This window comes from Aeromonas sp. 600527, assembly GCF_049175415.1.
Taxonomy (GTDB): domain Bacteria; phylum Pseudomonadota; class Gammaproteobacteria; order Enterobacterales; family Aeromonadaceae; genus Aeromonas; species Aeromonas veronii_A.
Map to the genome: position 1 here is coordinate 411,168 of NZ_JAAKVA010000001.1, position 24,991 is coordinate 436,158.

The following is a 24,991-nucleotide window of genomic DNA, read 5'->3' on the forward strand; positions in this document are numbered from 1 at the left end:
ATTTCATCAGTTCTTGATCTCAATTAAGGCGCCCGAAAAGTGGGCCGCCGTCAACTGTCAGATCTGCCTCTCCTCTTCGCTGACTGCGGGTTTCAAGATGGCATTTGCTGCCCATCCATTAGCAATTTACGAAGTGATGATCCGGCTATGGCAGCACTTCAGGCCACCGAAGATAAAGAGGGCCGACAAGCTCTGGAAGGCCATCAGCAGCCAGCTGGCGTTGTCGGCAAGCTCGGCGGTGACGCTCTGGTGCGTGAGATAGATCAGCAGGGTGATCGCCCCCAGCAGCAGGCCGTTGATCAAGGTGGTGTAGATAAACCCGATCAGCCAGGCACTGGAAATACTCAAGGCGGAAAAAACGCTGCCCATGGCGAGTCGTGCTGCCATAAAACAGCCGAAAAAACCGAAGCCGAGCAGAAATATCATCTCGTCGCGCCAAATATAGCAACCTATTCCCAGCAATATCGCCGCCAGATAGGTGCCAATATAGAAAAGTCCGAATAAGCGACCAATTTCATGTTGCATCATTTATCCCCTGTTTTTGGGTAATAAAAGGGTGCCCGACTCGATAAATCCGAGTCGGGTTCCCTTATTTGTGCAGAACGTCCTTTTTTAGGGCGGGTCAGCCTTTGGCTGCGCTGCGCAATTTCGCCTTGAGCGCGCTGTATTCAGTCTGGACGTACACTTCCGCCTCAGGCTGATTGTCGATGCGCTCGATCTTCACCGCGCAGTACTTGTACTCCGGCGTGTGGGAGACGGGATCGACGTGCTCGATGGTGAGCTCGTTGCAGGCCCCGATCCACCACTGGTAGGTCATATAGACCACCCCGGCGTTGACCCGGTCGTTGTAGTTGGCGCGGGTGATCACCTTGCCACGGCGCGACGAGATCCAGACCAGCGCCTGATCCTTCACCCCGAGCTTTTTGGCATCGCTCGGGTGGATCTGCACATAGCCCGGCTCATCGGCCAGGGTCTGCAGCGCCGAACAGTTGCCGGTCATGGAGCGGCAGGAGTAGTGACCCACCTCGCGCACGGTGGAGAGCACCAGCGGGTACTCGGCACAGGGCTGCTCCAGCGGCGGCCGCCACTCGGAGGCAATCAGCTGGCCCTTGCCGCTCGGGGTGGTGAACACGTTCCCCTCGAACAGAGTGCTGGTGCCCGGGTGATCCTCGGTCGGGCAAGGCCACTGCACACTCTTGAGATCGGCCATCTTGTCGTAGCTGACCCCGGCATAGAGCGGGCAGAGCGCTCGCATCTCGTCCCAGATCTGTTCGGTGTTGTGGTACTCCATGGGATAACCCATGGCGGTCGCCATCAACGAGAAAATGGCCCAGTCCGGTTTCACGTTCTCAGGGGGCGTCACCGCCTTGTAGAAGCGCTGGAAGCCGCGATCCGCCGAGCTGTAGACCCCTTCATGCTCGCCCCAGCTGGTGGCGGGCAGAATGACGTCAGCCATCTCGGCAGTCTGGGTCATGAAGATATCCTGCACGATCACCAGCTCCATCCCCGCCAGAGTGCGGCGGAACTGCCCCAAGTCAGCCTCGGTCTGGGCCGGATCTTCACCGAAGATGTAGAAGGCCTTGCACTTGCCCTCCTCCACCTTGTGGCCAAGCTCGGTCAGGCGATAGCCGGGTTTCTGGGAGAGCGACGCCACGCCCCACGCCTTGGCGAACTTGGCGCTGATGGCGGGATCGGCCACCGACTGATAACCCGGGAACTGGTGCGGCAGCATCCCCATGTCACAGGTGCCCTGCACGTTGTTCTGACCACGCACCGGCCCGCAGCCGGTGCCACGGCGACCGAAGTTGCCGGTCAGCAGCGCCAGACCCGCCAGCCCCTTGACCACGTCCACTGCCTGACCGTACTGGGTCACCCCCATGCCCCACAGGATCATGGACGCAGGCGACTCGGCATAGGTGCGAATGGCGGCGCGGATATCGGCGGCTTTGAGGCCAGTGATCCCCTCCACATATTCCGGGGTGTACTTGGCCACCGTCGCCTTGAAGGTCTCGAACCCTTCGGTGTAGTTGGCGACAAATGCCTTGTTGTAGAGCCCTTCATTGATCAACACGTTGGCGAAGGCGTTAACCAGCGCCATGTTGGAACCGTTTTTGAGCGGCAGCCACTGATCGGCGATACGGGCGGTCTCCACCATACGGGGATCACACACAATCACCTTGGCCCCGTTTGCCTTCGCCTTGAGGATATGGCGGGCGACGATGGGGTGAGAGTCAGCAGCGTTGTAACCAAACACCAGCAGGCACTTGGTCTCTTGAATTTCGGGAATGGCGTTGCTCATGGCGCCGTTGCCTACAGTTGTCTCCAGACCGGAGACTGAGGGTGCGTGTCACACCCTCGCGCAGTGGTCGACGTTGTTCGTCCCAATCACCGCACGGGCAAATTTCTGCATCACATAGTTGGCTTCATTGCCCGGGCCACGGGCAGAGCCGGTGGTCATGATGGCGTCCGGGCCATATTTCGCCTTGATGGCAGAGAGACGGCTGCTGGCGAACTCGATGGCTTCGTCCCAGGAGACTGCCTCGAACTTGCCACCGCGCTCGCGGCGGATCATCGGGCTCTTGAGACGGGGGGTCAGCAGGTTGGTGTCGTTCAAAAAATCCCAACCGTAATAGCCCTTGAGGCAGAGCTGCCCCTCGTTTGTCCGGCCGTTGGCGCCTTCGGCCCCCACCACCTTGTCGTTTTCAACCAGCAGGTTGATTTTGCAACCGGTGCCGCAATAGGGGCACACGGTAATGACTTTTTTCATGACTCACACTCTTGTTTGTTAACGAAAAACGGCTCGGCAAGCCCGCTCACACCCGCGCCGGCATCGCCAGCAGTGCCTCGGCACTGGCCAGCTGTTTCTGCCGATTCAGGGTTTCAAGATGCTCCGGCGTGACCAGCCGCAGCGCCTGGGTCGGACACACCTCGACACAGGCCGGGCCCGCCTCACGGTGACGGCAGAGATCGCACTTGAGCGCCTGCGCCTTGGTCTGCGGACGCTTGAAGAGCGAATCGGCAGCGGGTGCCACCTCTTTGAGCACCACCGCCATGGCGCCGTAAGGACAAGCCACCACGCAGGACTTGCAGCCGATGCAGCGCTCCTGCAACACCTTGACACAACCATCCTCACTGACGATGGCATTGTTCGGGCAGGCCATGGCGCACGGCTTGTCTTCACACTGGCGGCAGAGCACCGGCGTGGTCACCTTGCTGCCCACGATCACCTTCAGGCGCGGCTGAAAGTAGCTGTCCTTGGAGACCAGATGTCCATCCTCGATGGCAAGATGCAGGCCGCCCTCCCGCTCAAGGGTCCCGCTGCAAGACCCTGACTGGTGTGAAACGGCGCAGGCCACCTCACAGGTACGACACCCAATACAGAGACTGGGATCTGCAATCACGAAGCTGTTCATAGAGAGGGATCCTAAATGGTTCGTTACACCGGGCCGCCCGCCGACAGGCAAAGAGGCGGCCAGCCCCCCACAAAGCATTTATCAGACCAAAACGGGAAAAGGGTGCAATAAAAATTTACAACCAACTGAAAATAAAGGAGTAATCGGCAAGAGTGGCTTGCTGTTTACCACTACTGACGAGAGTGACGACGGGCTGGGAAGTGTGATCGACACGACAAAAGTGACGAGCTCGACACCGGCTGACCAAGGTGTATCACCCTGCCTTTCAGCACAAGCGGGCAAACAGCGACCAATCAATGACTAATTTATTGATCTTGGACAGATTTTGCGCAGATCAACCTTTTTACCCCCTACCCGATTGGATAGCATGCTTCAGTTGGCAACCAGCTTCATTAGGGAAGTTTTTCATAACACTGCTGGAGCTAACACAGAGATTCATCTGAAAGGCCATAAATAGGGATTGAACATGACCTTTCATTTAACTTTCAGAGGTAGCATGTACGTAGCATCATCATTATCTAGTTTATGTAACTATTACCGCGAAGGCCTATCACGAGAAAGTGTGATGAAGCGATATGCTCTTCTTTACGATAACGTTATTTTTAATCGTCGCGGAATTGGTATAGGCCCTGGCAACTTCGCGGAAAGTCTAGGTGAAGCCGTATCAATGATTATTCATCCTGGAAAAACTTTAGCTGAAAGAAAGTCATATGGTAAAAATGATGAATTTTGTAAGATATTTATCGATTGTTGGGAGTTTACAGAAAACGCTGCTAAATTCGAAAGTAGAATTCATGATGCAATGTCAAATGAATCAAAAAAAAGAATTGGTGAGTTCTGTCATGAAGAGTTGAAAAGAGTTCATGGTGATCATGGTTATAACATTGACGACGCCAGAGAATTGTACGGCGATCTAAGCGCAGACCTTGGAATAAACCAACTACTTCAAGATGAAGGGGTTGGCATTATTTCAAGTTATGCCCCAATAGTTGGACGAGCTTTAAAAAATGAATATACCCATAACAAGATAGATTGCCATGAATTATTTAAAAATGATTTGTTAATTCCTAATTTCGATGATTTAACATGGGATGAAATAATTGAGTTAAGAAGTGACAAACACATTCATCATTTTCGAGAAATGGTCTTTGAGAATACCATTGACACTCCTGAAAAACCTGATTTAGCATTAATTTACAAAGTTCAATCTGACCTCAGGAATTTAGCTAGAGAAGTCAAACCAAACATAACAGAAACTTTTCTTACAGGCTTCCTTGGTAATCTACCAAGTCCATTGATACTAAATCCGGTTGGTCTATGCTCAGCAATTGCGCAGACATATGAGGCAAAACAGAGATCTGATAAGTATGGCCATGTATTCTTCATACAAGATGTTCGAGATAAAATAAACTAGTATGAATACTCGGCCTGCGAATCGACAAATAATACCTAGAGAATCACAATGAACAAAATGCAATTTAAGATTGACGGCAAAAAACTTAAGGATGGTGTTCCATTGCACATAGCAGTTGCTGCATTAGATCAATTTCAAAAGATTGTCGATAAATCATATCTAGGTGTAAGTGGAAGTAAACGCCTCACTCAGAGGGAGCGAGATAAATTTTTCATTCGTACAACAGAGATTAAGCATGGTTCACTTCTCACCTACTTTGACATTGCACTACAAGGTGTCCAATTAGGACTACCTTTTGTTTCCGCATATGGCCCTCAAAACATTTGGGATGCGACAAAGGATACGTTTAATTTTTTGAGGACTGTTTGCACTGCTGTGCAAAATGGCAAACAGCCAGTCTACGAATTCAACAACGATGGAGATGCCGAAGTGCATATAGGAGATGAAGTTCATCACTATCATGGCACTGTAATTCAAATTGGCAAGATGGCTCTTCCAAACTACCAAGAATTAGCAACATTGCTGGGAAAAAACAAGTTAAATGAAATATCTGCTGGCCCAATTAATAATGAAGTGAAAGATATTTTCCTTGGTGCAGAGGATAGTGATGCTTTTCGTATACCAACAAAAATACAAAAAGATACTATTGAGTTATATTGCGAAGTATTTGACTTCAATAAATATAAAAATGCAGGAAAGCTAAATGTCAGTGTGGCGGGGCAAGACATTCCTGTTGGTGAATATAGCTTCTCTATTTTTGGAAACCAAGATAACGTTGATTATATTTACTCAATGCTGAAACCTGTTGTAATACTAAATTGTCTAGTTGAATTAGCCATAAGCCCATTTGGTGGTGAGGAAATTCATCTATTACACGTAATAGGAATTGGCACGCAGTCGTAATCAAAATGTACGTACTACGTAGGGTGCAATAAGCGCAGCGCATTGCACCTCTTGCCTCTTTTAATATTTGGTGCAATTCACTTCGTTCATTGCACCCTACATTTTCCCCTCCAAAATAAAGACTCCATTGCTACCCAGCGCCCTCCCCTTTGCCGTCCTGCCAGCAATTAATTAGTCACTATTTTATCGTCTGTTTTTCACTCACTTCGGTAAAAAATAGTGGCCAAACCACTTCCCCAGATAAAACAAACGGTTGCCCGCAGAGCGGGTGAATATTTCAATCAACGGCCAATTAATAACCTTACTCAAAAGGGCGTTTTGATTATTTATACCTGAGCATGAACCCGCAGAGTGTGTGTCATTATAAGCTTAACGACAGATGAACAGACTGTGTCCCATGAAACGCATCTTTATATCCGATTAGCTCCCTTCCCATCGCAATCCTTTGATTTCCCCCCGATGTTGTATCCACACATACCTGATGTGTTCGGGGCGATCTGCTGTGGCAAACGTGTAAACATCAAACTGACAAGATGAACTCATGAACTGTGATAAACAACAAGCCATGTCCGGCGTCATGCTGGCGGCGATTGGCGTAGTCTATGGCGATATCGGCACCAGCCCGCTCTATACCTTGCGCGAGTGCCTGTCAGGTCAATTCGGGTTCGGCGTCGAGCCGGCCTCCATTCTCGGCTTTCTCTCGCTGATCTTCTGGCTGCTGATCCTGGTGGTGTCGGTCAAGTACCTCTCCTTTGTGATGCGGGCCGACAACGCCGGCGAGGGTGGCATTCTCACCCTGATGTCGCTGGCAACCCGCAACGCCTCCACCCGCTGGACGCCGCTGCTGATCATCCTCGGCCTGATTGGCGGCAGCTTCTTCTATGGCGAGGTGGTGATCACCCCGGCGATGTCGGTGATGTCAGCCATCGAGGGTCTGAGCATTCTCACCCCCGCCCTCGCCCCCTATATCGTCACTCTCTCGGTGCTGGTGCTGACCCTGCTGTTCGCCATCCAGAAACATGGCACCGCCATGGTGGGCAAGCTGTTTGCCCCCATCATGCTGATCTGGTTTATGACGCTGGCGGTGCTGGGGCTGCGCGGCATCATCCACAACCCCGAGGTGCTGGGTGCGCTCAACCCCATCTGGGCGGTGCGCTTCTTTGTCCAGTACCAGACCACCTCCTTCTTTGCCCTCGGCGCCGTGGTGCTGGCCATCACCGGGGTGGAGGCGCTCTACGCGGATATGGGCCACTTTGGCAAAAATCCAATTCGCCTCGCCTGGTTTATCGTGGTGCTGCCCTCTCTGGTGCTCAACTACTTCGGTCAGGGGGCGCTGCTGCTAAGCAACCCCGCCGCCATTGCCAACCCCTTCTTCCTGCTCGCGCCGAAATGGGCGTTGGTGCCGCTGCTGCTGCTGGCAACCATGGCGACGGTCATCGCCTCGCAGGCGGTGATCTCCGGGGTCTTCTCCCTGACCCGTCAGGCGGTGCGGCTCGGTTATCTCTCCCCCATTCGCATCGTTCATACCTCCGAGCAGGAGTCCGGCCAGATCTATATTCCGGTCATCAACTGGATGCTCTATATCTCGGTGGTGATCGTCATCATGAGCTTCGAGCACTCCAGCAATCTGGCGGCGGCCTACGGCATCGCGGTGACCGGCACCATGGTGCTCACCTCCATCCTCTCCTGCTCGGTGGCCAAGAACAGCTGGCACTGGAACAAGTATCTGGTGGCCATCCTGTTTGCCGCGCTGCTCTGTATCGACGTGCCGCTGTTTGCCGCCAACCTCGCCAAGATCTTCTCCGGTGGCTGGTTGCCGCTCACCCTGGGCGCGGTGATGTTCACCGTGATGACCAGCTGGAAGAGCGAGCGTTTCCAGCTTATTCGTCGCCTGAACGAACACGGCAACTCCCTTGAGCCGATGATCGCCTCGCTGGAGAAATCCCCGCCGACCCGGGTGGCCGGCACTGCCGTCTATATGTCGCGGGTGGTCAATGTGATCCCCCATGCGCTCCTGCACAACCTCAAGCACAACAAGGTGCTGCACGAGCGGATCATCCTGCTCACCCTGCGGGTGGAGGATGTGCCCTACGTCCACAATGTGCGCCGGGTCTGCATCGAGCAGCTCTCCCCCACCTTCTGGCGGGTGGTGGCAAGCTACGGCTGGCGCGAGACTCCGAACGTGGAGGAGATCTTCCACCGCTGCAACGCCGAGGGGCTCAGTTGCCGGATGATGGAGACCTCGTTCTTTATGGCCCACGAGTCGCTCATCATGAAAGACCGCCCCTGGTATCTCTATCTGCGCGGCAAGCTCTTTATGCTGCTGCAGCGCAACGCCCTGCGCGCCCCGGATCAGTTCGAGATCCCGCCCAACCGGGTTATCGAGCTGGGTTCGCAGGTGGATATCTGATATCGGCTTGCTGGCCTCTAAAAGGCATAGAAAACCTCAGCAAATAGAGAGGGAGGCATTGGCCTCCCTCTCTTGTTTCCGTTAACCCAGTTACCGGCCCCCTCATCCCCACCCCTTCTCCCGCAAGGGGAGAAGGGAGCAAACCACGGCAAATCGAACCAGCTCATTTCCCCTCACACAACAGCCGTAGGGTGCAACAAGCGCAGCGCCGTGCACCGCACACATATGTTGGAGAGCGGTGCAATTCACTCCGTTCTTTGCACCCTACTCATACTGCTTTTTCCATGGTGACGAACCCTCCCGATGGCTTCGTCACAAGTGACGAACGTCACAGTTCGACAGCCACATTCACGCGTTCACTCACCCACATGAAGATTTTTATTTATTTAAAAACATACACTTAAAATCAATTTTGCTGCAAAAACCATTCTGGCCCGTATCTTGCCAACCTGCCCCTACTTTCTCCGTTCGCGACACGACAAGGTAGGCTATGAACCGCTTCGTTATCGCTGACCCCAAGCTTTGTATCGGCTGTGGCACCTGTATGGCGGCCTGCAGCGAGGTACACAAGGCGCAAGGTTTGCAGCAAGCCCCCCGTTTAACCGTTATGCGACACGAGCAGGCGACCATGCCGGTTCAGTGCCGTCACTGTGACGATGCCCCCTGCATCAAGGTGTGCCCGGTCGAGGCAATTCGCCAGACCGGCGATTGCGTGCAACTCAACGAGTCGCTCTGCATCGGCTGCAATCTCTGCGCCGTGGCCTGCCCCTTTGGCGCCATCCAGAGCGGCGGCAGCCGTCCGGTGGCCGTGGCCACCAGTTACGACACCTATATCCCCTGCTCCATCCGCTCCAGCAACCCCTCCACCTCCGCCGGCCTGCGCTGCTTTGGCGAGGATCTGCTGAGCTGGGAACCGGGGGTGCGCAGCATCGCGGTCAAGTGCGACCTGTGCGAGTTTCGCGCCGATGGCCCAGCCTGTGTCGGTGCCTGCCCCTCCCAGGCACTGAAGCTGGTCAATGACGGCGACACCGAACGCGCCGCCCGTATCCGTCGCCAGCAAGCGGCCGACACCAACCCGCAAGGGGCCTCTGCCTTCTCGGCGCCTGCCACGGCGCTCCCTGCATCCGATTTATCTACCACAGAGGGAGTTCGCTGATGTTGTCCCCCCTTGTAATGGCCACGCTCCTGCTCTTTTTGCTGGGCGCTGCCGCCGGTTTGCTCCTGCAAAAGCTGCCCGCACTGGCCAACCGTCTCAACAGCGGTTTTGCCCTGCTGGGCTCGCTCGCGGGTCTGGTCGCCGCCATCCAGATCTTTGCCCAAGGCGCCCCCGTCGACGGCCAGCTCTGGCTGCTGGGCTCGGTTCATCTCGACATGCTGGCCGCGCTGATGCTGCTGGTGATTAGCACTGTCGGCGTCGCCGTCGCCCTCTACTCCTTTGCCTATATCCGCGAATATCAGGGCAAGGGGGATGTGGCCATCGGCGCGCTGATGAACCTCTTCCTCTTTGCCATGGTGGGCATGGTACTGGCCGACAATGCGCTCGGTTTCTTGCTCTGTTACGAGCTGGTGACCCTCACCACCTACTGGCTGGTCAAGACCAACCCCGAGGCCGCCAAACAGAGCCGCCTCTATCTGGTGATGAACCATATCGGCATGGCTCTGGTGCTGATCGCCTTCTGGCTGCTCTGCCGCGAAAGCGGCTCGCTGGAATTCGCCGCGCTGCGCGAGCACCATCTGGCGGGCGGATTGGCCTCTCTGGTGTTCCTGCTCAGCTTCTGCGGTTTTGGCCTGCGCGCCGGTTTCGTGCCGCTGCACGGCTGGCTGCCGGTGGCCGAGCCCGTTGCCCCCTCCCATATCTCGGCGCTGATGTCCGGCGTGATGGTAAAGCTCGGTCTCTTTGGCATCTTGCGGGTCAGCATCGATTTTCTCGGCGCCAGCCAGCTCTGGTGGGGCTATGTGGTGCTGATCTTCGGCGCCTGCTCGGCAGTGCTCGGGGTGCTGTTTGCGCTGGCCGAGCATGACCTCAAGCGGCTGCTCGCCTACCACACGGTGGAGAACATCGGCATCATCCTGATGGGGATGGGCATCGGCATGATCGGCATCGCCAACCAGCAACCGGCACTGGTGGTGCTGGGGCTGCTCGGCGCCCTCTATCACCTGCTCAACCACGCCATCTTCAAGAGCCTGCTCTTTATGGGCACCGGCTCTGTGATGTTCCGTCTGCACACCCGTGACATGGACAAGATGGGGGGGCTGGCCAAGCTGATGCCCTGGACTGCGCTGGCGTTCCTGATCGGTGCCATGGCCATCTCGGCGCTGCCGCCGCTCAACGGCTTTGTCAGCGAGTGGTTTATCTACCAGTCGCTGCTCTCCATGACCAAACTCGGCACCTCTGTCGTCGCGCCGCTCGCGGTAGTAATGCTAGCGGTAACCGGCGCCATGGCGGTGATGTGTTTCGTCAAGGTGTACGGCATCTGCTTCTGCGGCGCACCGCGCAGCGAACACGCGAGCCACGCCCGCGAAGTGCCGGGCACCATGGTGGCAGGCACCCTGCTGCTGGCCGCGGTCTGTTTGGTGCTGGGTCTGGGCGCCCCCTGGATTGCCCCCCATATCGCCAGCTATGGCCAAGCCTTGGTTGCCAGCCAAATGAGTGTCGCCACCGGCGCCACCCTGCTGCCACTCGATAGCAGCCAGGCGATCCTCTCCCCACCCGTTATCGCCATCACCTTGCTGGGTCTGTTCCTCATCCCGTTGCTGGTACTGGCCATCTTCAAGGGCCCCAAGCTGGGTCGTCGTCACGCTGGCACCCCGTGGGCCTGTGGTTACGCCTATGAGGAGCGCATGAGCCTTACCTCCGGCGGTGTCACCCACACCTTGCGCCAACTCTGCGCGCCGCTCTATCGCAAGCAGCCGCAGCTCGATCTGGCCAGCGCCCTGCACGGGGTGAGCGATACCAGCGGGACGACCGGCTGGCTGCTGCACGGCATTGTGCTGGCGCTCTTTATCCTGATGGCTGTAGGAGTCTGATATGCCTGTTCTTGAAATGCCGAGCTGGGGCATGGTTGCCCTCGCCCTGACCCAGGCCATCGCCATGCTGGCGCTGGCGCCGCTGGCCACCGGTTTCAACCGGGTGCTGCGAGCCAAGATGCACTCCCGCCAAGGGCCGGGCCTGCTACAGGATTACCGGGATATCGCCAAGCTCCTGCGCCGTCAGGAGGTAACTCCCGAGCCTGCCGGCATCATCTTCAACCTGATGCCTGCGCTGCTCATCGCCGCCCTGTTGCTGGTGGGGATGGCGCTGCCGACCCTGACTCATGAGTCCCCCTTCCCCATCGCCGGGGATCTCATCACCGATATCTATCTGTTCGCCATCTTCCGCTTCTTCTTCTCCCTCTCGGGGCTCGACAGCGGCAGCATGTTTGCAGGGATCGGTGCCCGCCGCGAACTGACCCTCGGCATTCTGGTGGAGCCCATTCTGGTGCTCGCCTGCTTCATCATGGCGATGATGGTGGGCAGCTCGGATCTGGGCAACATCAGCAGCTATGTAGCGACCCAGCCACTGGCCGCGCCCATCGCCACCCTCTTGGCCGGCGCCGCCTGTGCCTTTGCGGTGTTTGTCGAGATGGGCAAGCTGCCCTTTGACTGCGCCGAAGCCGAGCAGGAGTTGCAGGAGGGGCCGCTCACCGAGTATTCCGGTGCGGGCCTCGCCCTGCTCAAGCTCTCCATCGGCCTCAAGCAACTGGTGGTGGTGCAGCTCTTTCTGGTGATTTTCCTCCCCTTCGGCAAGGCGGCCAACTGGAGTCTGCCCGCGCTCATCGGTGCTGCGCTGCTCCTCGCCTGCAAGCTGCTGGTGGCCTTTTTTCTGGCCGGCATCATCGAAAACGCCATGGCCCGCACCCAGTTCGTGCGCACCCACAAGCTCACCCGCTACGGGTTGGGGCTGGCCCTGCTGGCGCTGCTCGCCTATCTGGTCGGGATCTGAACCATGCCCGCCAGCACAGCAACTTTTTCCGATTTCATCATTTGTGAATGCTCATTCCCGAACATTAAAGTGAGAACTGCATGACCATCGCCATTTCGGATCGCATCGGCTGCGACTACATCCAGCAGGTGCGAGCACAACTGCCCCACGCCATCGTCGACGAGGAGTGGCAAACCGCCGATCAGGCCACCATTACCGTCAAGCCCACCAGTCTGGTCGAAACGGCCAGCCTGATCTTCCACCAGCTGGGGGGCTGGCTTCCGCTCTCCTTTGCCAATGACGAGCGCAGCCTCAACGGCCACTTCGCCGTCTACCACGTCTTCTCCATGGAGGGCGACACCAAGTGCTGGATCACCGTCAAGGTGCTGGTGGATGCCGATACCCAGGAGTACCCCTCCATCACCCCGACCATTCCGGCGGCGGTATGGGGCGAGCGGGAGATCCGCGATATGTATGGCCTGCGCGCCATCGGTCTGCCGGACGAACGTCGTCTGGTACTGCCGGATGACTGGCCGGAGGATATCCACCCCCTGCGCAAGGACGCCATGGATTATCGCCAGCGCCCTATGCCCACCACCGACACCGAGACCTACCCCTTCGTCAATGAGCTCGGCAGTGATGCCAACCGCATCGTGCCGGTCGGCCCGCTGCACATCACCTCGGATGAACCGGGCCACTTTCGTCTGTTCGTCGATGGCGAAGACATCATCGATGCCGACTACCGCCTCTTCTATGTCCATCGCGGCATGGAGAAGCTGGCGGAAACCCGGATGGGCTACAACGAAGTGGCGTTTCTGACCGACCGGGTCTGCGGCATCTGCGGTTTTACCCACAGCGTCGCCTACACCACCTCGGTGGAGAACGCCATGGGCATTCCGGTGCCGGAGCGGGCCAAGATGATCCGCGCCGTGCTGCTGGAGGTGGAGCGCCTGCACAGCCATATCCTCAACATCGGCCTGTCGAGCCACTTCACCGGTTTCGACACCGGCTTCATGCAGTTCTTCCGGGTGCGGGAAAAATCCATGACCCTGGCCGAGCTGCTGACCGGCGCGCGCAAGACCTATGGTCTCAACCTGATTGGCGGGGTGCGCCGCGACATCTTCAAGGAAGATCGCATCAAGGGTGCCCAGCTGGTGCGGGAGCTCCGTGATGAGCTCAAACCCCTGGTGGCCATGCTGCTGGATACCGCCAACATCTCTTCCCGCCTCATCGGCATCGGCAAGCTCGACCCGCAAATTGCCCGCGATTTCAGCTGCGTCGGCCCCATGGTGCGGGCGAGCGGCTTCAAGCGCGACGTGCGTCGGGTCCACGACTTTGCCGGCTACCGCGAGCTGCCGATGGAGATCCAGACCAAGGCGGGTTGCGACGTGCAATCCCGGGTGCTGGTGCGGATCCACGAGCTCTACGACTCCCTCGACATGATTGAGTTCGGCCTGGAGCACCTGCCGGAAGGGCCGCTGTTGACCGAAGGGTTCACCTACCAGCCGGGCAAGTTTGCGCTGGGCTTTACCGAAGCGCCCCGCGGCGAGAACGTCCACTGGAGCATGACCGGGGACAACCAGAAGCTGTTCCGCTGGCGCTGCCGCGCCGCCACCTACGCCAACTGGCCTGCCCTGCGTTACATGCTGCGCGGCAATACCGTAGCGGATGCGCCGCTCATCATCGGCAGTCTGGATCCCTGCTACTCCTGTACCGACCGGGTCACCCTGGTCGACCCCAAGAAGGGCAAATCCACCGTGGTCTCCTACAAGGAGATCGAGCGCTACGGCATCGATCGCAAAAACTCTCCGCTGAAATAAGGGGTCATCATGATCAAGCTGTTCAAGACCATCCTCAAGGCTGGCACCCCGACCGCCAAGTACCCCTTCGCCCCTTACGAGGTGAATCGGGATTTTCGCGGCAAACCCAAATATCAGGCGGATCAGTGCATCGCCTGCTCCGCCTGCACCAAGGCCTGCCCGGCCAACGCGCTGGTGATGGAAGTGGATATGGAGACCGGCGAACGGCGCTGGGAGATCTCCATGGCGCGCTGCATCTTCTGCGGCCGCTGCGAGGAGGTTTGCCCGACCCGCGCCATCGCCCTCTCACCCGAGTTCGAGCTGGCGGTGACCAACAAGGCGGATCTCTATGAGGAGGCCCGCTTCGCGCTGGCCCCCTGCACCCTGTGCGGCACCTACTTTGCCCCGAGCAAGCTGGTGGCGCTGGTGGAGGACACCCTCAAGCAGGCGGGCACACCGCTCGCGACCCCGGAGCGGCTGCATCACTGCCCCGACTGCAAACGAAAACAGAGCATGCTGAGCCAGCCTGACTCGGCCCTGATCACACCGATGGCCGCACAAAAGGAGTGGATGTGATGAGCAAGATCAAAGGCATAGAACCGGTTGTCGGCCATGCCCATACCCGCGCCGTGCCGCTGGCACAGGATCCCGAGATCACCAAACTCAAGAAGACCCTGCTCAAAGACATTCGCCGCTCGGCCTATGTCTACCGGGTCGATTGCGGCGGCTGCAACGCCTGCGAGATCGAGATCTTCGCCACCATCACCCCGCTGTTCGATGCCGAGCGTTTCGGCATCAAGGTGGTCGCCTCCCCCCGCCACGCCGACATCCTGCTCTTTACCGGCGCGGTGACTCGGGCGATGCGGGTGCCGGCCATGCGCGCCTACGAGGCGGCACCCGATCCCAAGATCTGCATCGCCTACGGCGCCTGCGGCTGTGACGGTGGCATCTTCCACGACCTCTACTGCGTCTGGGGCGGCACCGACAAGATCGTGCCGGTGGATGTCTATATCCCCGGCTGCCCTCCGACACCGGCGGCCACCATCTACGGCTTTGCCGTGGCGCTCGGTCTGCTTGAGCAGAAACTCAAAGCCACCAGTCACGAGGTGCAACCGGGTGAGCGGGTCGAACTGCGCCACACCGGCATCCCCAATGAAATCCGGGTGATGATCGAGCGCGAAGCGCGCCGCATGGCCGGTTATCGTCAGGGGCGGATCATCGCCGACGAGTTTATGGCCCTGCTTGAAGGGGCGACCCAGCAGGATGTGGATCTGCGTATCCAGAGCTACCTCGATCAGCACGACGATCCGCGCCTCTCGGAGATCGTCAACAACCTCGCAAACGCCTGCCTCAACCGGGCGGCCGGCAAGGGAGAGGCGGTACATGGCTGACGAGGTTTTTTTCTATCGCCTCTCGCGCAAGTTCGTCGATGAGCAGTTCGACGTGCCGGAAGAGGCCAAGGAGGTGATGTACTACAGCCTCGCCATCGGCCACCACCTCGGCATCGTCGATTGCCTGCGAGCAGACCTGGTCTGCTCGCTGACCGGTTATCGCGACTGGGTGGCCAAGCTGCCCGTCGGCAGTGAAGCACGCCGCAAGATGGAGGGGTTTCTCACCTTTGGCGAGATCACCATCTATCGCGAGCACTGCCATATGCTGGCCTGCGCCTTCGACCGACTGCGCAAAGCCGACAATCTGCTCGATGAGCAGGAGCTGGGCTGGACCAATACCTTTATGGATCAGCTCACCGCCCTCTTTAACGACCCCCATATGTACCTGATGGTAAGGAGCCGCTGATGGGCTGCAATCTCGTGTTGACCGTGGGCAATGCCATGATGGGGGACGACGGTGCCGGCCCCTATCTTGCCGACAAACTGCAAGCCGCCCCCCTGCCCGGCTGGATCCATATCGACGGCGGCATCGCGCCGGAAAATGTGGTCTACAAGGTGCGGGAGCAGCAACCTGAGCGGGTGGTGCTGGTGGATGCCGCCGAGATCGGCGAGAAGGCGGGAACCCTGCAGGTGATCCCCCCCGAGACCATCGCCGAGATGTTTATCTTCTCGACCCACAATATGCCGCTCAATTTCCTGATCGACGAGCTCAAGACCTTTGTCCCCGAGGTGATCTTTGTCGGGGTACAACCGGCCATCGTGGCGTTCTCCTTCCCGATGACCGAGATGGTGAGCGAAGCGATGGATTATCTTTATCAGCATCTTGATGTCGCCAGGGATACCGGTCTGTTAATAGATAAACTGGATCAGTGGAATATTGCCAACGCCAACCGGTGATTATTTATCGAGTTGTTAACGACCGTTATTGACCGACGGTTCCGGCAATGTGATCGAGGCCCGATGTTAAATTAAAAACATCGGGCTAATTGTGCTGAACTTGATATAAAACAAGGTTCTTTGATTTTTTCAAAAAATCGCTAACTCTCGATTTTTTATGACAAAAAAAGCGTTGCCAGTCACAGAAATTTGCCACAAAATGGCGACCGTTACGGAAGTTGATGGGGTCTGGTGGCCTCCTCGGTCTTCAAAACCGATGTGAGCCGAGAAGGCTTTGGCAGGTTCGATTCCTGCCTCTTCCGCCAAATTCATCTATTGAACAAATACTCTCCCGCTGAATTTTTCGGCCTGGATGTTATTTCCATTGTTTGTTCAATATGTTTGAAGTAATACCTTAAAAAAGGTGCTTGCCGCTTGCCAATATAATCCGAACTCAGGTTATCTCGCTGGCCAAAAATTAATTTATCAGCATCGATGCAGCATTAATTTATACCCGCTCATTGATGCATCCAGTTTGCAGTCATCCGCAAAGCGCCAGCAGTGCCATAACCCGTCAGCTCGGCCTCTCTATCGGCAAACCGGTGCGCATCCCGAACCCACGCACTGCACTGGTAATCCCATGCCGAACTCGTCTCACGCGTCAGCCATCCCCCACCGCCAGCCCGCATCAGGTACGGCTGCCGACGATTCACTGCCAGATTCACAGCAACAGCCCGGCCAGCAACAAACGCGCCGTTTGCCGCAAGTGGAGCAGCTGCTGCAGCAACCCTTTCTCGCCGGTTTTATCGAGGCGCTGAGCCGCCCGCTGGTGACTCAGGCGGTGCGCGACACCCTGAGCGAGCTACGCCAGAGCGAAGATTTTCGCCAGCATGGCGTTGCCCCCGAGCAGATCGAGGCGCTGATTGCCAAGCGTTGCCGACAGCAGTTGCGCCAGCGTCAAACCCGGGTGATCAACGCCACCGGCACCCTGGTGCATACCAATCTGGGGCGCTCGCCATTAAGTCACGAGCTGTGGGACGAGGTGCGCGACCTCAACACCGGGTACAACAATCTGGAGCTGGATCTCGCCACCGGCAAGCGCGGCGGGCGCAAGGGGCTGATCGCCCCCCTGCTCCGTTGCCTCACCCGGGCCGAGGATTCGCTGGTGGTCAACAACAACGCCGCCTCGCTCTTTTTGCTGCTGCAGGAGGTGGCCAAGGGGCGCGAGGTGATCGTCTCGCGCGGCGAGCAGATCCAGATTGGCGGTGGCTTTCGCATTCCCGATATTCTGGCGCTCTCCGGTGCCAAACTGGTGGAGGTGGGCACTACCAATATCACTACCGCCAAAGATTACCTCGATGCCATCACCGATCAGACCGCGCTGGTGCTGATGGTGCACAGATCCAATTTCGCCATTCGCGGCTTTACCGAATCCCCCGATATCGGCGAGGTGGCCCGCGCCCTGCCCGAGCACGTGGTGCTGGCGGTGGATCAGGGGTCGGGCTTGACCACCGAAGAGTTTGCACCGGATGAAACCTCGGTGCGCCAGTACATCAAGGCGGGGGCGGATCTGGTCTGCTACTCAGGCGACAAGCTCTTGGGGGGGCCGCAATCGGGCATCATCAGTGGCCGCAGCGACCTTATCAAGCGACTGGAAAAACATCCCATGATGCGCACCTTCCGCCCGAGCCGCATCGTCTACTCCCTGCTCGAACGCCTGCTCATCCACAAGCTCAACAAATCCCCCATCGGTGAGGGTATTGCCCAGCGCACCTTGAGCAACCCAGCAGCCATGCAGGCGAGAGCCTCCCGGCTGATGGCCGCCCTGCCCGGCTGCTTTGTGCCGGTCCCAGCCCAGCTGGTGGTGGGCGGTGGCACCTTGCCGGACGAGTTTTACCCGGCCCCTGCGCTGGAGTGCACCGACCCGCGTCCGGCCCAGCAGCTGCTCGATGATTTGCGCGAACTGCCGGTGCCGGTCATCGCCACCGTGCGCCAGCAGAAGGTGCTGCTCAATATGGCCACCCTGCTGCCGACCGAGATGGAACTGCTGATCGCCCAACTCAAGGAGTTGCTGCTCCCCGCCCCGTTCAATGCAACAAATGCGACCGAGGAGCCCTGATCCCATGACCCCCTATCGCGCCGTTATCGGCCTTGCCGGCCACGTGGATCACGGCAAGACCCTGGTGATCAAGGCCCTCACCGGCATCACCACCGCCCGTGCCCACGAGCAGGCCATCGGCATGACCCAGGATCTCGGCTTTGCCCACTTCGACGACGGTCAGGGCAACACCATTGGCGTCATCGACGTGCCCGGCCACGAGCGCTATATCCGCAACATGGTGGCAGGGCTCTGGAGTCTGGATCTGGTGCTGCTGGTGATTGCCGCCGACGAGGGGTGGATGCCGATGACCGGCGATCACCTGCGCCTGCTCAGGGCGATGGGGGTGCCGCGCCTCTTGGTCTGTATCAACAAGTGCGATCTGGTCTCCCCTGACGAGCTTTTGCTGTTGGAAGAGAGCCTGCTGGAGCGGGTAATGGACGAGAGCGGCATGGTGCTCGATATCGTCAGCGTCAGCGCCAAAACCGGTGAGAATATGGCGGCCCTGCACACCGCCATCGTGCGCCAGCTTGCCGAACTGCCAGCCTCACACGCTGCCCGCGAGCAGAGCGCCCCGCGACTGTATGTGGACAGAGTCTTTACCGCCAACGGCACCGGCACCGTGCTTACCGGCACCTTGCAGCAGGGCAACCTCAAGGTGGGGGACAAGCTGCGCCTCTACCCCGCCGATCGGGAGGTGCAGGTGCGCTCCCTGCAAGCCTATCACCAGAGCGTCGACGAGATTGGCGCCGTCTGTCGGGTGGCGGTGGGCCTTAAAAAAGTGCCCCACAAGGAGGTGGCCCGCGGCCATTGCCTTACCAGCGCCGCTGGCCAGTGCGAGGCGGCAACCCACCTTATCGTGCGACTCAACGCCGAGAGCCTGAGTAGCAAGACACTGCGCACGCAGGAGGTGGAAGTAGCCCTCGGCAGCTGGCATGGCCGGGCCCGTTTCGTGCCCATCAAGGATACCCGGCTGGCGCGGCTGATCTTTACCAGCCCCATTCCCTGCTTCTTCGGCCAGCCGCTCGCCATCATTCGCCACGGCAGCAGCGAACTGCTGCACGGCGCCCGCATCGTCTGGTGCGGCGACATCCACCCCGCCAGACGCAAGGCGCTGCACGCCCTGCTGGGCGAGCTGCCTGATGACTTGGAGCACTACAACCCGGCCACCCTGCAACTGGGGCTCAATGGCTATGTGCTGGCCAGCCGCTTTGACCAGCAGCCAGAGCAGGTCACCCCCCTCGGTGACTGGCTGCTGGACAACCACTGGCTGGCCCAAAGCCGCGACCAGCTGCTGGCTACGCTGGCCAGCGAACCGCTGAGTGCCGCCGAGCTGGCAACCCGCTTTGGCATCGCCCTGCCAGTCATTCAGGCCCTGCTCCAGAAGCTCAAGAGCGAGCAGCTTGTTCGCCTGCACCATGACAAGTGGCAGCAGGGCAGCGGCGAGTCGGAAGATGATCTGGGGGAAGAGGCACAGCTGGTGCTCAAGGTGGTGCGAGATCAAGGCAAGGAGGGTTACGAGCCCGGTAAACTGGGCCCCGGCGGCGTAGAGCTGGATCCCTTTATCACCCGCAAGCTACCCGCCGCCCTGCAGCAGGGCTTACAGCAAAAAGGCGCGTTGCAAAAGCAGCTGCGCAATCTGGCGCGACTCAAGTATCTGGTGCAGCTCGATGGCCCCATCTACTACGACGCCGAGCTTTACAACCAGATGGTCGCCGCCGTGCTTGCGGGCCAGCAGGTGGGAGATCTGATCGACATGGCATCCCTCAAGGAGATCACCGGCTTGTCGCGTAAATACGCCATTCCGTTCTGCCTGCGCATGGAGATGGATGGCTGGGTGCGGCGCGAGGAGAACGAGCGCCGAGTGCTGCGTCTGCCGCAGACTCAAGATGAGATGGAGCCGGCATGAGCGCCACCATCGCCCCCTCTGGCTCTGCCAATCCTGTGGCCAACCGGCTGCGCCGCGAATTTCATATCGACGGCATCGTACAGGGGGTCGGCTTTCGCCCCTTCGTCTATGGGCTGGCGCTGCGCCACGGCCTTGCCGGTTATGTCTTGAACGATGCCAACGGCGTCACCATAGGTGCCGAAGGATCGCCTGAGCAGCTCGCCGCCTTTGCCCGCGAACTGCGGGAACTGGCGCCGCCACTTAGCCGCATCGATCGTTTCAGCGAGCGGGAACTGCCCCTTGCTCATGATCCCGACTTCGATGGCCAATTTCATGGCCAGTTTCGAATTAAAGCGAGCCAGCAGCAGAGCGCGGCCACGGTCGCCATCTCGCCGGATCAGGGAATGTGCGAGGCATGCGCCCGGGATGTGGCCAGCCCCAACGATCGCCACCATCGCTACCCTTTTACCAACTGCACCCACTGCGGCCCGCGCTACACCATTATCCGCCGCCTCCCCTACGACCGCCCCCATACCGCCATGGCGGGCTTTGCCATGTGCCCGCGCTGCGCGGCAGCCTATGAAAACCCGCTGGATAGACGCTACCACGCCCAGCCGGTGAGCTGCCCCGAGTGCGGGCCCCATCTCAGCTGGCGCAGCGGCCACGGCGATGCGCTGGCCGAACGCGAAGAGGCCCTGCAGGCCGCTGCCCGCGCCCTGCAAGCGGGAGCACTGATCGCAGTTAAGGGGATGGGGGGGTATCACCTGATATGTGATGCCCGCAATGAACAGAGTGTGGCTAGATTGCGAACACTCAAGCGGCGCGCGCGCAAGCCGCTGGCGGTGATGATGGGCTCCCTTGCCGAGGCCAAATTGCATGTCACCGGCAGCGAAGACGAGTGGAAGCTGCTCGCCTCTCAGGCCAGACCCATCACCCTGCTGCGCAAGCGCAAAAATGATGATCGGCACTCAGAATCTGGACCGTCAGCCGCGCCGCTGGCCGAGGGGATCGCCCCCGGCATCCCCTACCTTGGGGTCATGCTCCCCTATACCCCGCTGCACCAATTGCTGCTGGACGCCTGCGCCATGCCGCTGGTGGCCACCAGCGCCAATGGTCGCGGCAGCCCGATCCTTATCGAGTGCGAGGCGGTGGTCAGGGAACTCGGCAGCGAGATTGACGGCATCCTGGATCATAACCGCCCCATCCTGCGCCCGTGCGACGACAGTCTGGTGCAGTGGGCGGGCGGACGGCGCCAGACGTTGCGGCTGGCCCGGGGCTATGCCCCCTGCACCCCCAGCCTGCGAGAGGCGGTCAGGGTGCCGCTCTTGGCGGTCGGGGCGCAGCAGAAGAACCAGCTGGCGCTCGCCTTCGGCCGCCTGCGCATCTACAGCCCCTATATCGGCGATCTGCATAGCCTGCCGATGCAGGAGCACTTCGAGCAGACCCTGGCGACCTTCCGCGATCTCTACGATCTCAAACCCCAGCTGCTGGTATCGGATCGCCACCCGGGCTACCTCAGCCACCAGTGGGCCAAACGCTATTGCCAGGATCAGGGTGCAACTCACCTCGAGGTGCAGCACCATCACGCCCACCTGCTGGGGGTGATGGCCGAGCACGACATCACGGGCCCGGTGCTGGGTGTTGCCTTCGATGGCACCGGCCTTGGTGATGACGGCACCCTCTGGGGCGGCGAGCTGCTGATCGCAGACGTTAAGGGATTTGAGCGGGTTGCTCACCTCGCACCTTTCAAGCTGATCGGCGGCGAGGCGGCCATTCGCGAGCCGGCGCGCCAGCTGCTGGGGCTGCTGTTTGAATCGCACAGCCCTGAGCAGATCAGTGCCCTCGATATTCCGTTGATCAAGCAACTGCCCCTTAAGCGGATCAACAACCTGCACCAGCTCTGGCAGCTGGGTCGCAACGCCCCCTACACCAGTTCCATCGGTCGGCTGTTCGATGCGGTGGCGGCGCTCTTGGGAGTGATCGACACCCCGGATTACGAGGGCGAAGCGGGGCTATTGCTGGAGGCGGCTGCCTTGCAGCTGGCTCCCGATGAACAGCCCTTCCCCCTCTCCTTTGATCTCAGCCAATCAGCGGAAGGGCCGCTGCAGATCAAGTGGGCCGAGCTCATCAATACCCTTGTCAGCGAGCGGCGCAAAGGTACCTCCACCGCCAGCCTGGCCGCCGGTTTTATCCGCGCCATCAGCAATCTGGTGGTTGCCCTGGCCGAGCGCTTCCCCGGCTATCCGGTGGCGCTCGGGGGCGGCGTCTTTCAAAACCGGGTGCTGATGGACCAGCTGGTGCCCGCTCTCAAAGCGGCTAGCTGGCAGGTATTGACCAGCGAAACCCTGCCGCTCAATGACGGTGGCATCGCCGCCGGTCAGCTCTGGTTTGCCATCCACCATCTTGCCACGCATCAGCCTGCCACAGCCGGTTGTGCCACCTTGTCGGAGTCCTGAAATTCATGTGTCTATCCATCCCCTCTCAGGTGGTGCAGCTGCACCCCGAAGATAACTGCGTCACCGTCGATACCCTGGGGGTGCAGCGGCGCGTCAGCTGCATGCTGCTCGAAGAGCCTCTCCAGGAGGGCGACTATGTGCTGCTCCATATCGGCTTTGTGATGAGCAAGATTGACGAAGAGGAGGCGCAGGCCAGCCTCGAGAGCTTCCGCCAGATGGTGGCCCTGATGCCAAAACAGGATATCTTGCCATGCTGACCTTGAATGATCTCTTTCAGGGCTTTCGTCAGCCCGAGGTGATCCGTGCCCTCGCCGCCCAGATCACCGAACTGGCCAAGGATCTGCCCGAGCCGCTGCGGGTGATGGAGGTGTGCGGCGGCCATACCCACACCATCATGAAGTACGGCCTGCACCAGCTGCTGCCCGCCAGCATCGAGTTCGTTCACGGTCCCGGCTGCCCGGTCTGCATCATGCCCAAAGAGCGCATCGATCAGGCCATCGAGCTGGCGAGTCAACCGAATGTCATTCTGGTCACCCTGGGGGACATGATCCGGGTGCCGGGCTCCAAAGGCACGCTGGCCCAGCAGCGGGCCAAGGGGAGCGATATCCGCCCGGTCTATGACCCCCTCGACGCCCTGCGCATCGCCCGTGAGAATCCGGAGAAAACCGTGGTCTTCTTCGCCATCGGCTTCGAGACCTCTACCCCGATGACAGCGGCGCTGCTGGCTGCCGCTGAAGCTGAGGGGGTCGAGAACCTCCTATTCCATATCAACCATGTGCTGGTGCCGCCAGCCATTCATGCGGTGATGGCCGATGGGGTGGCCAAGGTGAACGCCTTTATCGGCCCCTCCCACGTCAGCGTCATCACCGGCGCCGATATCTACCTGCCCATCGTCGATCGTTATCAGGTGCCTGTGGTGGTGAGTGGCTTCGAACCGGTGGATGTGATGGAGGCGCTCTTGATGATGGTGCGCCAGAAGGTGGAGGGTCGCTACGCGCTGGAGGTGCAGTACAGCCGAGCCGTCACTGCCAGCGGCAATAAAGCCGCCCAGCGGCTGGTCGAGCGCTTTTTCGAGACCCGCGAGCACTTTCGCTGGCGAGGTCTGGGGGATATCAACGCCTCCGCCCTGCGCCTGCGCGATGCCTTTGCCAAGCGCGATGCAGAGCGCCACTTCCAGCTTGATCAGACGCCCATCGATGACCACAAGGCGTGCCAGTGCGCCGATATCCTGCGCGGCCTGGCCAAACCGAACCAGTGCAAAGTCTTTGGCCGGGGCTGCACCCCGACCCAGCCCATGGGCAGCTGCATGGTCAGCTCCGAGGGGGCCTGCAATGCCTACTACCGATATATGGGGATCCAATGAGAGAAATTCAGTTAAGCCACGGCGGCGGCGGTGTCGAAATGAACCAGCTGATCAATCAGCTCTTCTTTCGCCACTTTGGCAACGAGATCCTGCTGCGCGGTGAAGATGCCGCGCTGCTGCCGGTAAGCGGCCCCGTCGCCTTCACCACCGACAGCTTTACCGTCTCGCCGCTCTTCTTCGAGGGGGGTGATATCGGCAAGCTGGCCATCGCCGGCACGGTCAACGATCTCGCCATGATGGGGGCCAAACCGGAATACCTCAGTTGCAGCTTTATCATCGAGGAGGGCTTCCCCTACGCCGATCTTGCCCGCATCGTCGAGTCGATGGCCTCAGAGCTGGCCAAGAGCGGTGCCCGCATCGTCTGCGGCGACACCAAGGTGGTGCCCAAAGGAGCGGCCGACAAGATCTTTATCAACACCAGCGGGGTCGGCACCTTCCCTCTGCCTGAGCAGAGCCGGGGCATCTCGGTACGCAACCTCAAGGCCGGTGACGCCATTCTGGTGTCGCGGGATATCGGCAGTCACGGCGCCTGCATCCTGATGGCCCGTGACGCCCTGCAACTGGGATCCGATCTCAAGAGCGACTGCACCACCCTCTGGCCGCAGGTCGAAGCGCTGCTGCAGGCTGGCATTACCCCTCACGCCCTGCGCGACGCCACCCGCGGTGGCCTTGCCGCCGTGCTCAACGAGTGGAGCTGCGCCTCCGGTGTTGCCATCGAGCTGGAGGAGTCAGCCATTCCGGTGTGCGATCCGGTGCGCGGCCTGTGTGAGCTCTACGGTTTCGAGCCCCATGATCTCGCCAACGAGGGAACCATGGTGCTGGCCCTGCCTGCCGAACAGGCGCAGGACGCGCTGGGCATCTTGCGGCAATTCAACCCCGCCGCCAGCCAGATCGGCGTGGTGCAGGCGAGCGATCGCCACAAGGTGATCCTCAACAACCCCTGGGGCAGCCGCCGCTATCTGGAGCTGCCGCAAGGGGAGCTGCTGCCGCGGATCTGTTGAGCAGCCATGCCGTTTCGT

The 24,991-nt window shown here is 59.4% G+C and carries 20 protein-coding genes and 1 tRNA gene; 18 read left to right on the forward strand and 3 right to left on the reverse strand.

Translation table 11 applies throughout. The features are described from left to right. Positions 1-126: 126 nt before the first annotated feature. The 3 genes from G5154_RS01815 to G5154_RS01825 form a co-directional block, all read right to left on the reverse strand. Entirely contained in the window at positions 127-525 is a 399-nt protein-coding gene (locus G5154_RS01815) for a hypothetical protein (RefSeq protein WP_421250327.1), read from the reverse strand. A gap of 97 nt (positions 526-622) precedes the next feature. Next, complete coding sequence (gene fdhF / locus G5154_RS01820) at positions 623-2,767, reverse strand: formate dehydrogenase subunit alpha (protein WP_421250192.1); 2,145 nt, start codon at positions 2,765-2,767, stop codon at positions 623-625. Positions 2,768-2,813: 46 nt separating this feature from the next. Next, positions 2,814-3,413 carry a 4Fe-4S binding protein gene (locus G5154_RS01825; protein WP_040065709.1) on the reverse strand — a complete coding sequence of 200 codons (600 nt, stop codon included), beginning with the start codon at positions 3,411-3,413 and terminating at the stop codon, positions 2,814-2,816. Positions 3,414-3,978: 565 nt separating this feature from the next. Between G5154_RS01825 and G5154_RS01830 the strand changes: the two genes are divergently transcribed. From G5154_RS01830 to hypE, 18 genes are all read left to right on the forward strand, one after another. Continuing rightward, positions 3,979-4,827, forward strand: a complete 849-nt coding sequence (locus tag G5154_RS01830; RefSeq protein WP_421250193.1) for a hypothetical protein — start codon at positions 3,979-3,981, stop codon at positions 4,825-4,827. A gap of 48 nt (positions 4,828-4,875) precedes the next feature. Beyond that, complete coding sequence (locus G5154_RS01835) at positions 4,876-5,730, forward strand: hypothetical protein (protein WP_421250194.1); 855 nt, start codon at positions 4,876-4,878, stop codon at positions 5,728-5,730. Positions 5,731-6,271: 541 nt separating this feature from the next. After that, positions 6,272-8,140, forward strand: a complete 1,869-nt coding sequence (gene kup / locus G5154_RS01840; RefSeq protein ID WP_421250195.1) for a low affinity potassium transporter Kup — start codon at positions 6,272-6,274, stop codon at positions 8,138-8,140. Positions 8,141-8,630: 490 nt separating this feature from the next. After that, positions 8,631-9,296 (forward strand): 4Fe-4S dicluster domain-containing protein, encoded by a 666-nt coding sequence (locus G5154_RS01845; RefSeq protein ID WP_005351526.1) that lies wholly within the window; start codon positions 8,631-8,633, stop codon positions 9,294-9,296. Beyond that, positions 9,296-11,167: a hydrogenase 4 subunit B gene (gene hyfB / locus G5154_RS01850; RefSeq protein WP_421263851.1), complete on the forward strand. Its 1,872-nt coding sequence runs from the start codon at positions 9,296-9,298 to the stop codon at positions 11,165-11,167. Before G5154_RS01845 ends, hyfB begins: the two co-directional genes overlap by 1 nt. Position 11,168: 1 nt before the next feature. Next, positions 11,169-12,122, forward strand: a complete 954-nt coding sequence (locus G5154_RS01855; protein WP_171280661.1) for a respiratory chain complex I subunit 1 family protein — start codon at positions 11,169-11,171, stop codon at positions 12,120-12,122. Between the two features lie 80 nt (positions 12,123-12,202). Then, entirely contained in the window at positions 12,203-13,921 is a 1,719-nt protein-coding gene (locus tag G5154_RS01860) for an NADH-quinone oxidoreductase subunit C (RefSeq protein WP_017784116.1), read from the forward strand. A gap of 9 nt (positions 13,922-13,930) precedes the next feature. Next, on the forward strand, positions 13,931-14,476 hold the full coding sequence (locus tag G5154_RS01865) for a formate hydrogenlyase complex iron-sulfur subunit (protein WP_421250197.1): 546 nt from the start codon (positions 13,931-13,933) through the stop codon (positions 14,474-14,476). Next, a complete protein-coding gene (locus G5154_RS01870; RefSeq protein ID WP_335841364.1) occupies positions 14,476-15,291 on the forward strand; it encodes an NADH-quinone oxidoreductase subunit B family protein in 816 nt (271 codons plus the stop codon). Before G5154_RS01865 ends, G5154_RS01870 begins: the two co-directional genes overlap by 1 nt. Then, positions 15,284-15,697: a formate hydrogenlyase maturation HycH family protein gene (locus G5154_RS01875; protein WP_160880495.1), complete on the forward strand. Its 414-nt coding sequence runs from the start codon at positions 15,284-15,286 to the stop codon at positions 15,695-15,697. The genes G5154_RS01870 and G5154_RS01875 overlap by 8 nt, the downstream gene beginning before the upstream one ends. Next, a complete protein-coding gene (gene hycI / locus G5154_RS01880; protein WP_421250198.1) occupies positions 15,697-16,188 on the forward strand; it encodes a hydrogenase maturation peptidase HycI in 492 nt (163 codons plus the stop codon). Before G5154_RS01875 ends, hycI begins: the two co-directional genes overlap by 1 nt. Positions 16,189-16,401: 213 nt before the next feature. After that, positions 16,402-16,493, forward strand: a tRNA-Sec gene (locus tag G5154_RS01885). A 314-nt stretch (positions 16,494-16,807) separates the two neighbouring features. After that, entirely contained in the window at positions 16,808-18,286 is a 1,479-nt protein-coding gene (gene selA, locus G5154_RS01890) for an L-seryl-tRNA(Sec) selenium transferase (protein WP_421250199.1), read from the forward strand. A gap of 4 nt (positions 18,287-18,290) precedes the next feature. Beyond that, positions 18,291-20,174 (forward strand): selenocysteine-specific translation elongation factor, encoded by a 1,884-nt coding sequence (gene selB / locus G5154_RS01895; RefSeq protein WP_421263852.1) that lies wholly within the window; start codon positions 18,291-18,293, stop codon positions 20,172-20,174. After that, positions 20,171-22,609, forward strand: coding sequence for a carbamoyltransferase HypF (gene hypF / locus G5154_RS01900; RefSeq protein ID WP_421250200.1), 2,439 nt, complete (start codon positions 20,171-20,173; stop codon positions 22,607-22,609). The genes selB and hypF overlap by 4 nt, the downstream gene beginning before the upstream one ends. Before the next feature lie 5 nt (positions 22,610-22,614). Beyond that, on the forward strand, positions 22,615-22,866 hold the full coding sequence (locus G5154_RS01905) for a HypC/HybG/HupF family hydrogenase formation chaperone (protein ID WP_216962483.1): 252 nt from the start codon (positions 22,615-22,617) through the stop codon (positions 22,864-22,866). Further along, positions 22,860-23,972, forward strand: a complete 1,113-nt coding sequence (gene hypD, locus G5154_RS01910; RefSeq protein ID WP_421250201.1) for a hydrogenase formation protein HypD — start codon at positions 22,860-22,862, stop codon at positions 23,970-23,972. Before G5154_RS01905 ends, hypD begins: the two co-directional genes overlap by 7 nt. Further along, positions 23,969-24,973, forward strand: a complete 1,005-nt coding sequence (gene hypE, locus G5154_RS01915) for a hydrogenase expression/formation protein HypE (RefSeq protein ID WP_421250202.1) — start codon at positions 23,969-23,971, stop codon at positions 24,971-24,973. The genes hypD and hypE overlap by 4 nt, the downstream gene beginning before the upstream one ends. Positions 24,974-24,991: the final 18 nt, after the last annotated feature.

Bases quoted from the DNA above. Each gene is read 5' to 3' on its own strand.
- G5154_RS01815 (WP_421250327.1), bottom strand. From the start codon at position 525: ATGCAACATGAAATTGGTCGCTTATTCGGACTTTTCTATATTGGCACC.
- G5154_RS01825 (WP_040065709.1), bottom strand. From the start codon at position 3,413: ATGAACAGCTTCGTGATTGCAGATCCCAGTCTCTGTATTGGGTGTCGT.
- G5154_RS01830 (WP_421250193.1), top strand. From the start codon at position 3,979: ATGAAGCGATATGCTCTTCTTTACGATAACGTTATTTTTAATCGTCGC.
- G5154_RS01835 (WP_421250194.1), top strand. From the start codon at position 4,876: ATGAACAAAATGCAATTTAAGATTGACGGCAAAAAACTTAAGGATGGT.
- kup (WP_421250195.1), top strand. From the start codon at position 6,272: ATGAACTGTGATAAACAACAAGCCATGTCCGGCGTCATGCTGGCGGCG.
- G5154_RS01845 (WP_005351526.1), top strand. From the start codon at position 8,631: ATGAACCGCTTCGTTATCGCTGACCCCAAGCTTTGTATCGGCTGTGGC.
- hyfB (WP_421263851.1), top strand. From the start codon at position 9,296: ATGTTGTCCCCCCTTGTAATGGCCACGCTCCTGCTCTTTTTGCTGGGC.
- G5154_RS01855 (WP_171280661.1), top strand. From the start codon at position 11,169: ATGCCTGTTCTTGAAATGCCGAGCTGGGGCATGGTTGCCCTCGCCCTG.
- G5154_RS01860 (WP_017784116.1), top strand. From the start codon at position 12,203: ATGACCATCGCCATTTCGGATCGCATCGGCTGCGACTACATCCAGCAG.
- G5154_RS01865 (WP_421250197.1), top strand. From the start codon at position 13,931: ATGATCAAGCTGTTCAAGACCATCCTCAAGGCTGGCACCCCGACCGCC.
- G5154_RS01870 (WP_335841364.1), top strand. From the start codon at position 14,476: ATGAGCAAGATCAAAGGCATAGAACCGGTTGTCGGCCATGCCCATACC.
- G5154_RS01875 (WP_160880495.1), top strand. From the start codon at position 15,284: ATGGCTGACGAGGTTTTTTTCTATCGCCTCTCGCGCAAGTTCGTCGAT.
- hycI (WP_421250198.1), top strand. From the start codon at position 15,697: ATGGGCTGCAATCTCGTGTTGACCGTGGGCAATGCCATGATGGGGGAC.
- selA (WP_421250199.1), top strand. From the start codon at position 16,808: ATGCCGAACTCGTCTCACGCGTCAGCCATCCCCCACCGCCAGCCCGCA.
- selB (WP_421263852.1), top strand. From the start codon at position 18,291: ATGACCCCCTATCGCGCCGTTATCGGCCTTGCCGGCCACGTGGATCAC.
- hypF (WP_421250200.1), top strand. From the start codon at position 20,171: ATGAGCGCCACCATCGCCCCCTCTGGCTCTGCCAATCCTGTGGCCAAC.
- G5154_RS01905 (WP_216962483.1), top strand. From the start codon at position 22,615: ATGTGTCTATCCATCCCCTCTCAGGTGGTGCAGCTGCACCCCGAAGAT.
- hypD (WP_421250201.1), top strand. From the start codon at position 22,860: ATGCTGACCTTGAATGATCTCTTTCAGGGCTTTCGTCAGCCCGAGGTG.
- hypE (WP_421250202.1), top strand. From the start codon at position 23,969: ATGAGAGAAATTCAGTTAAGCCACGGCGGCGGCGGTGTCGAAATGAAC.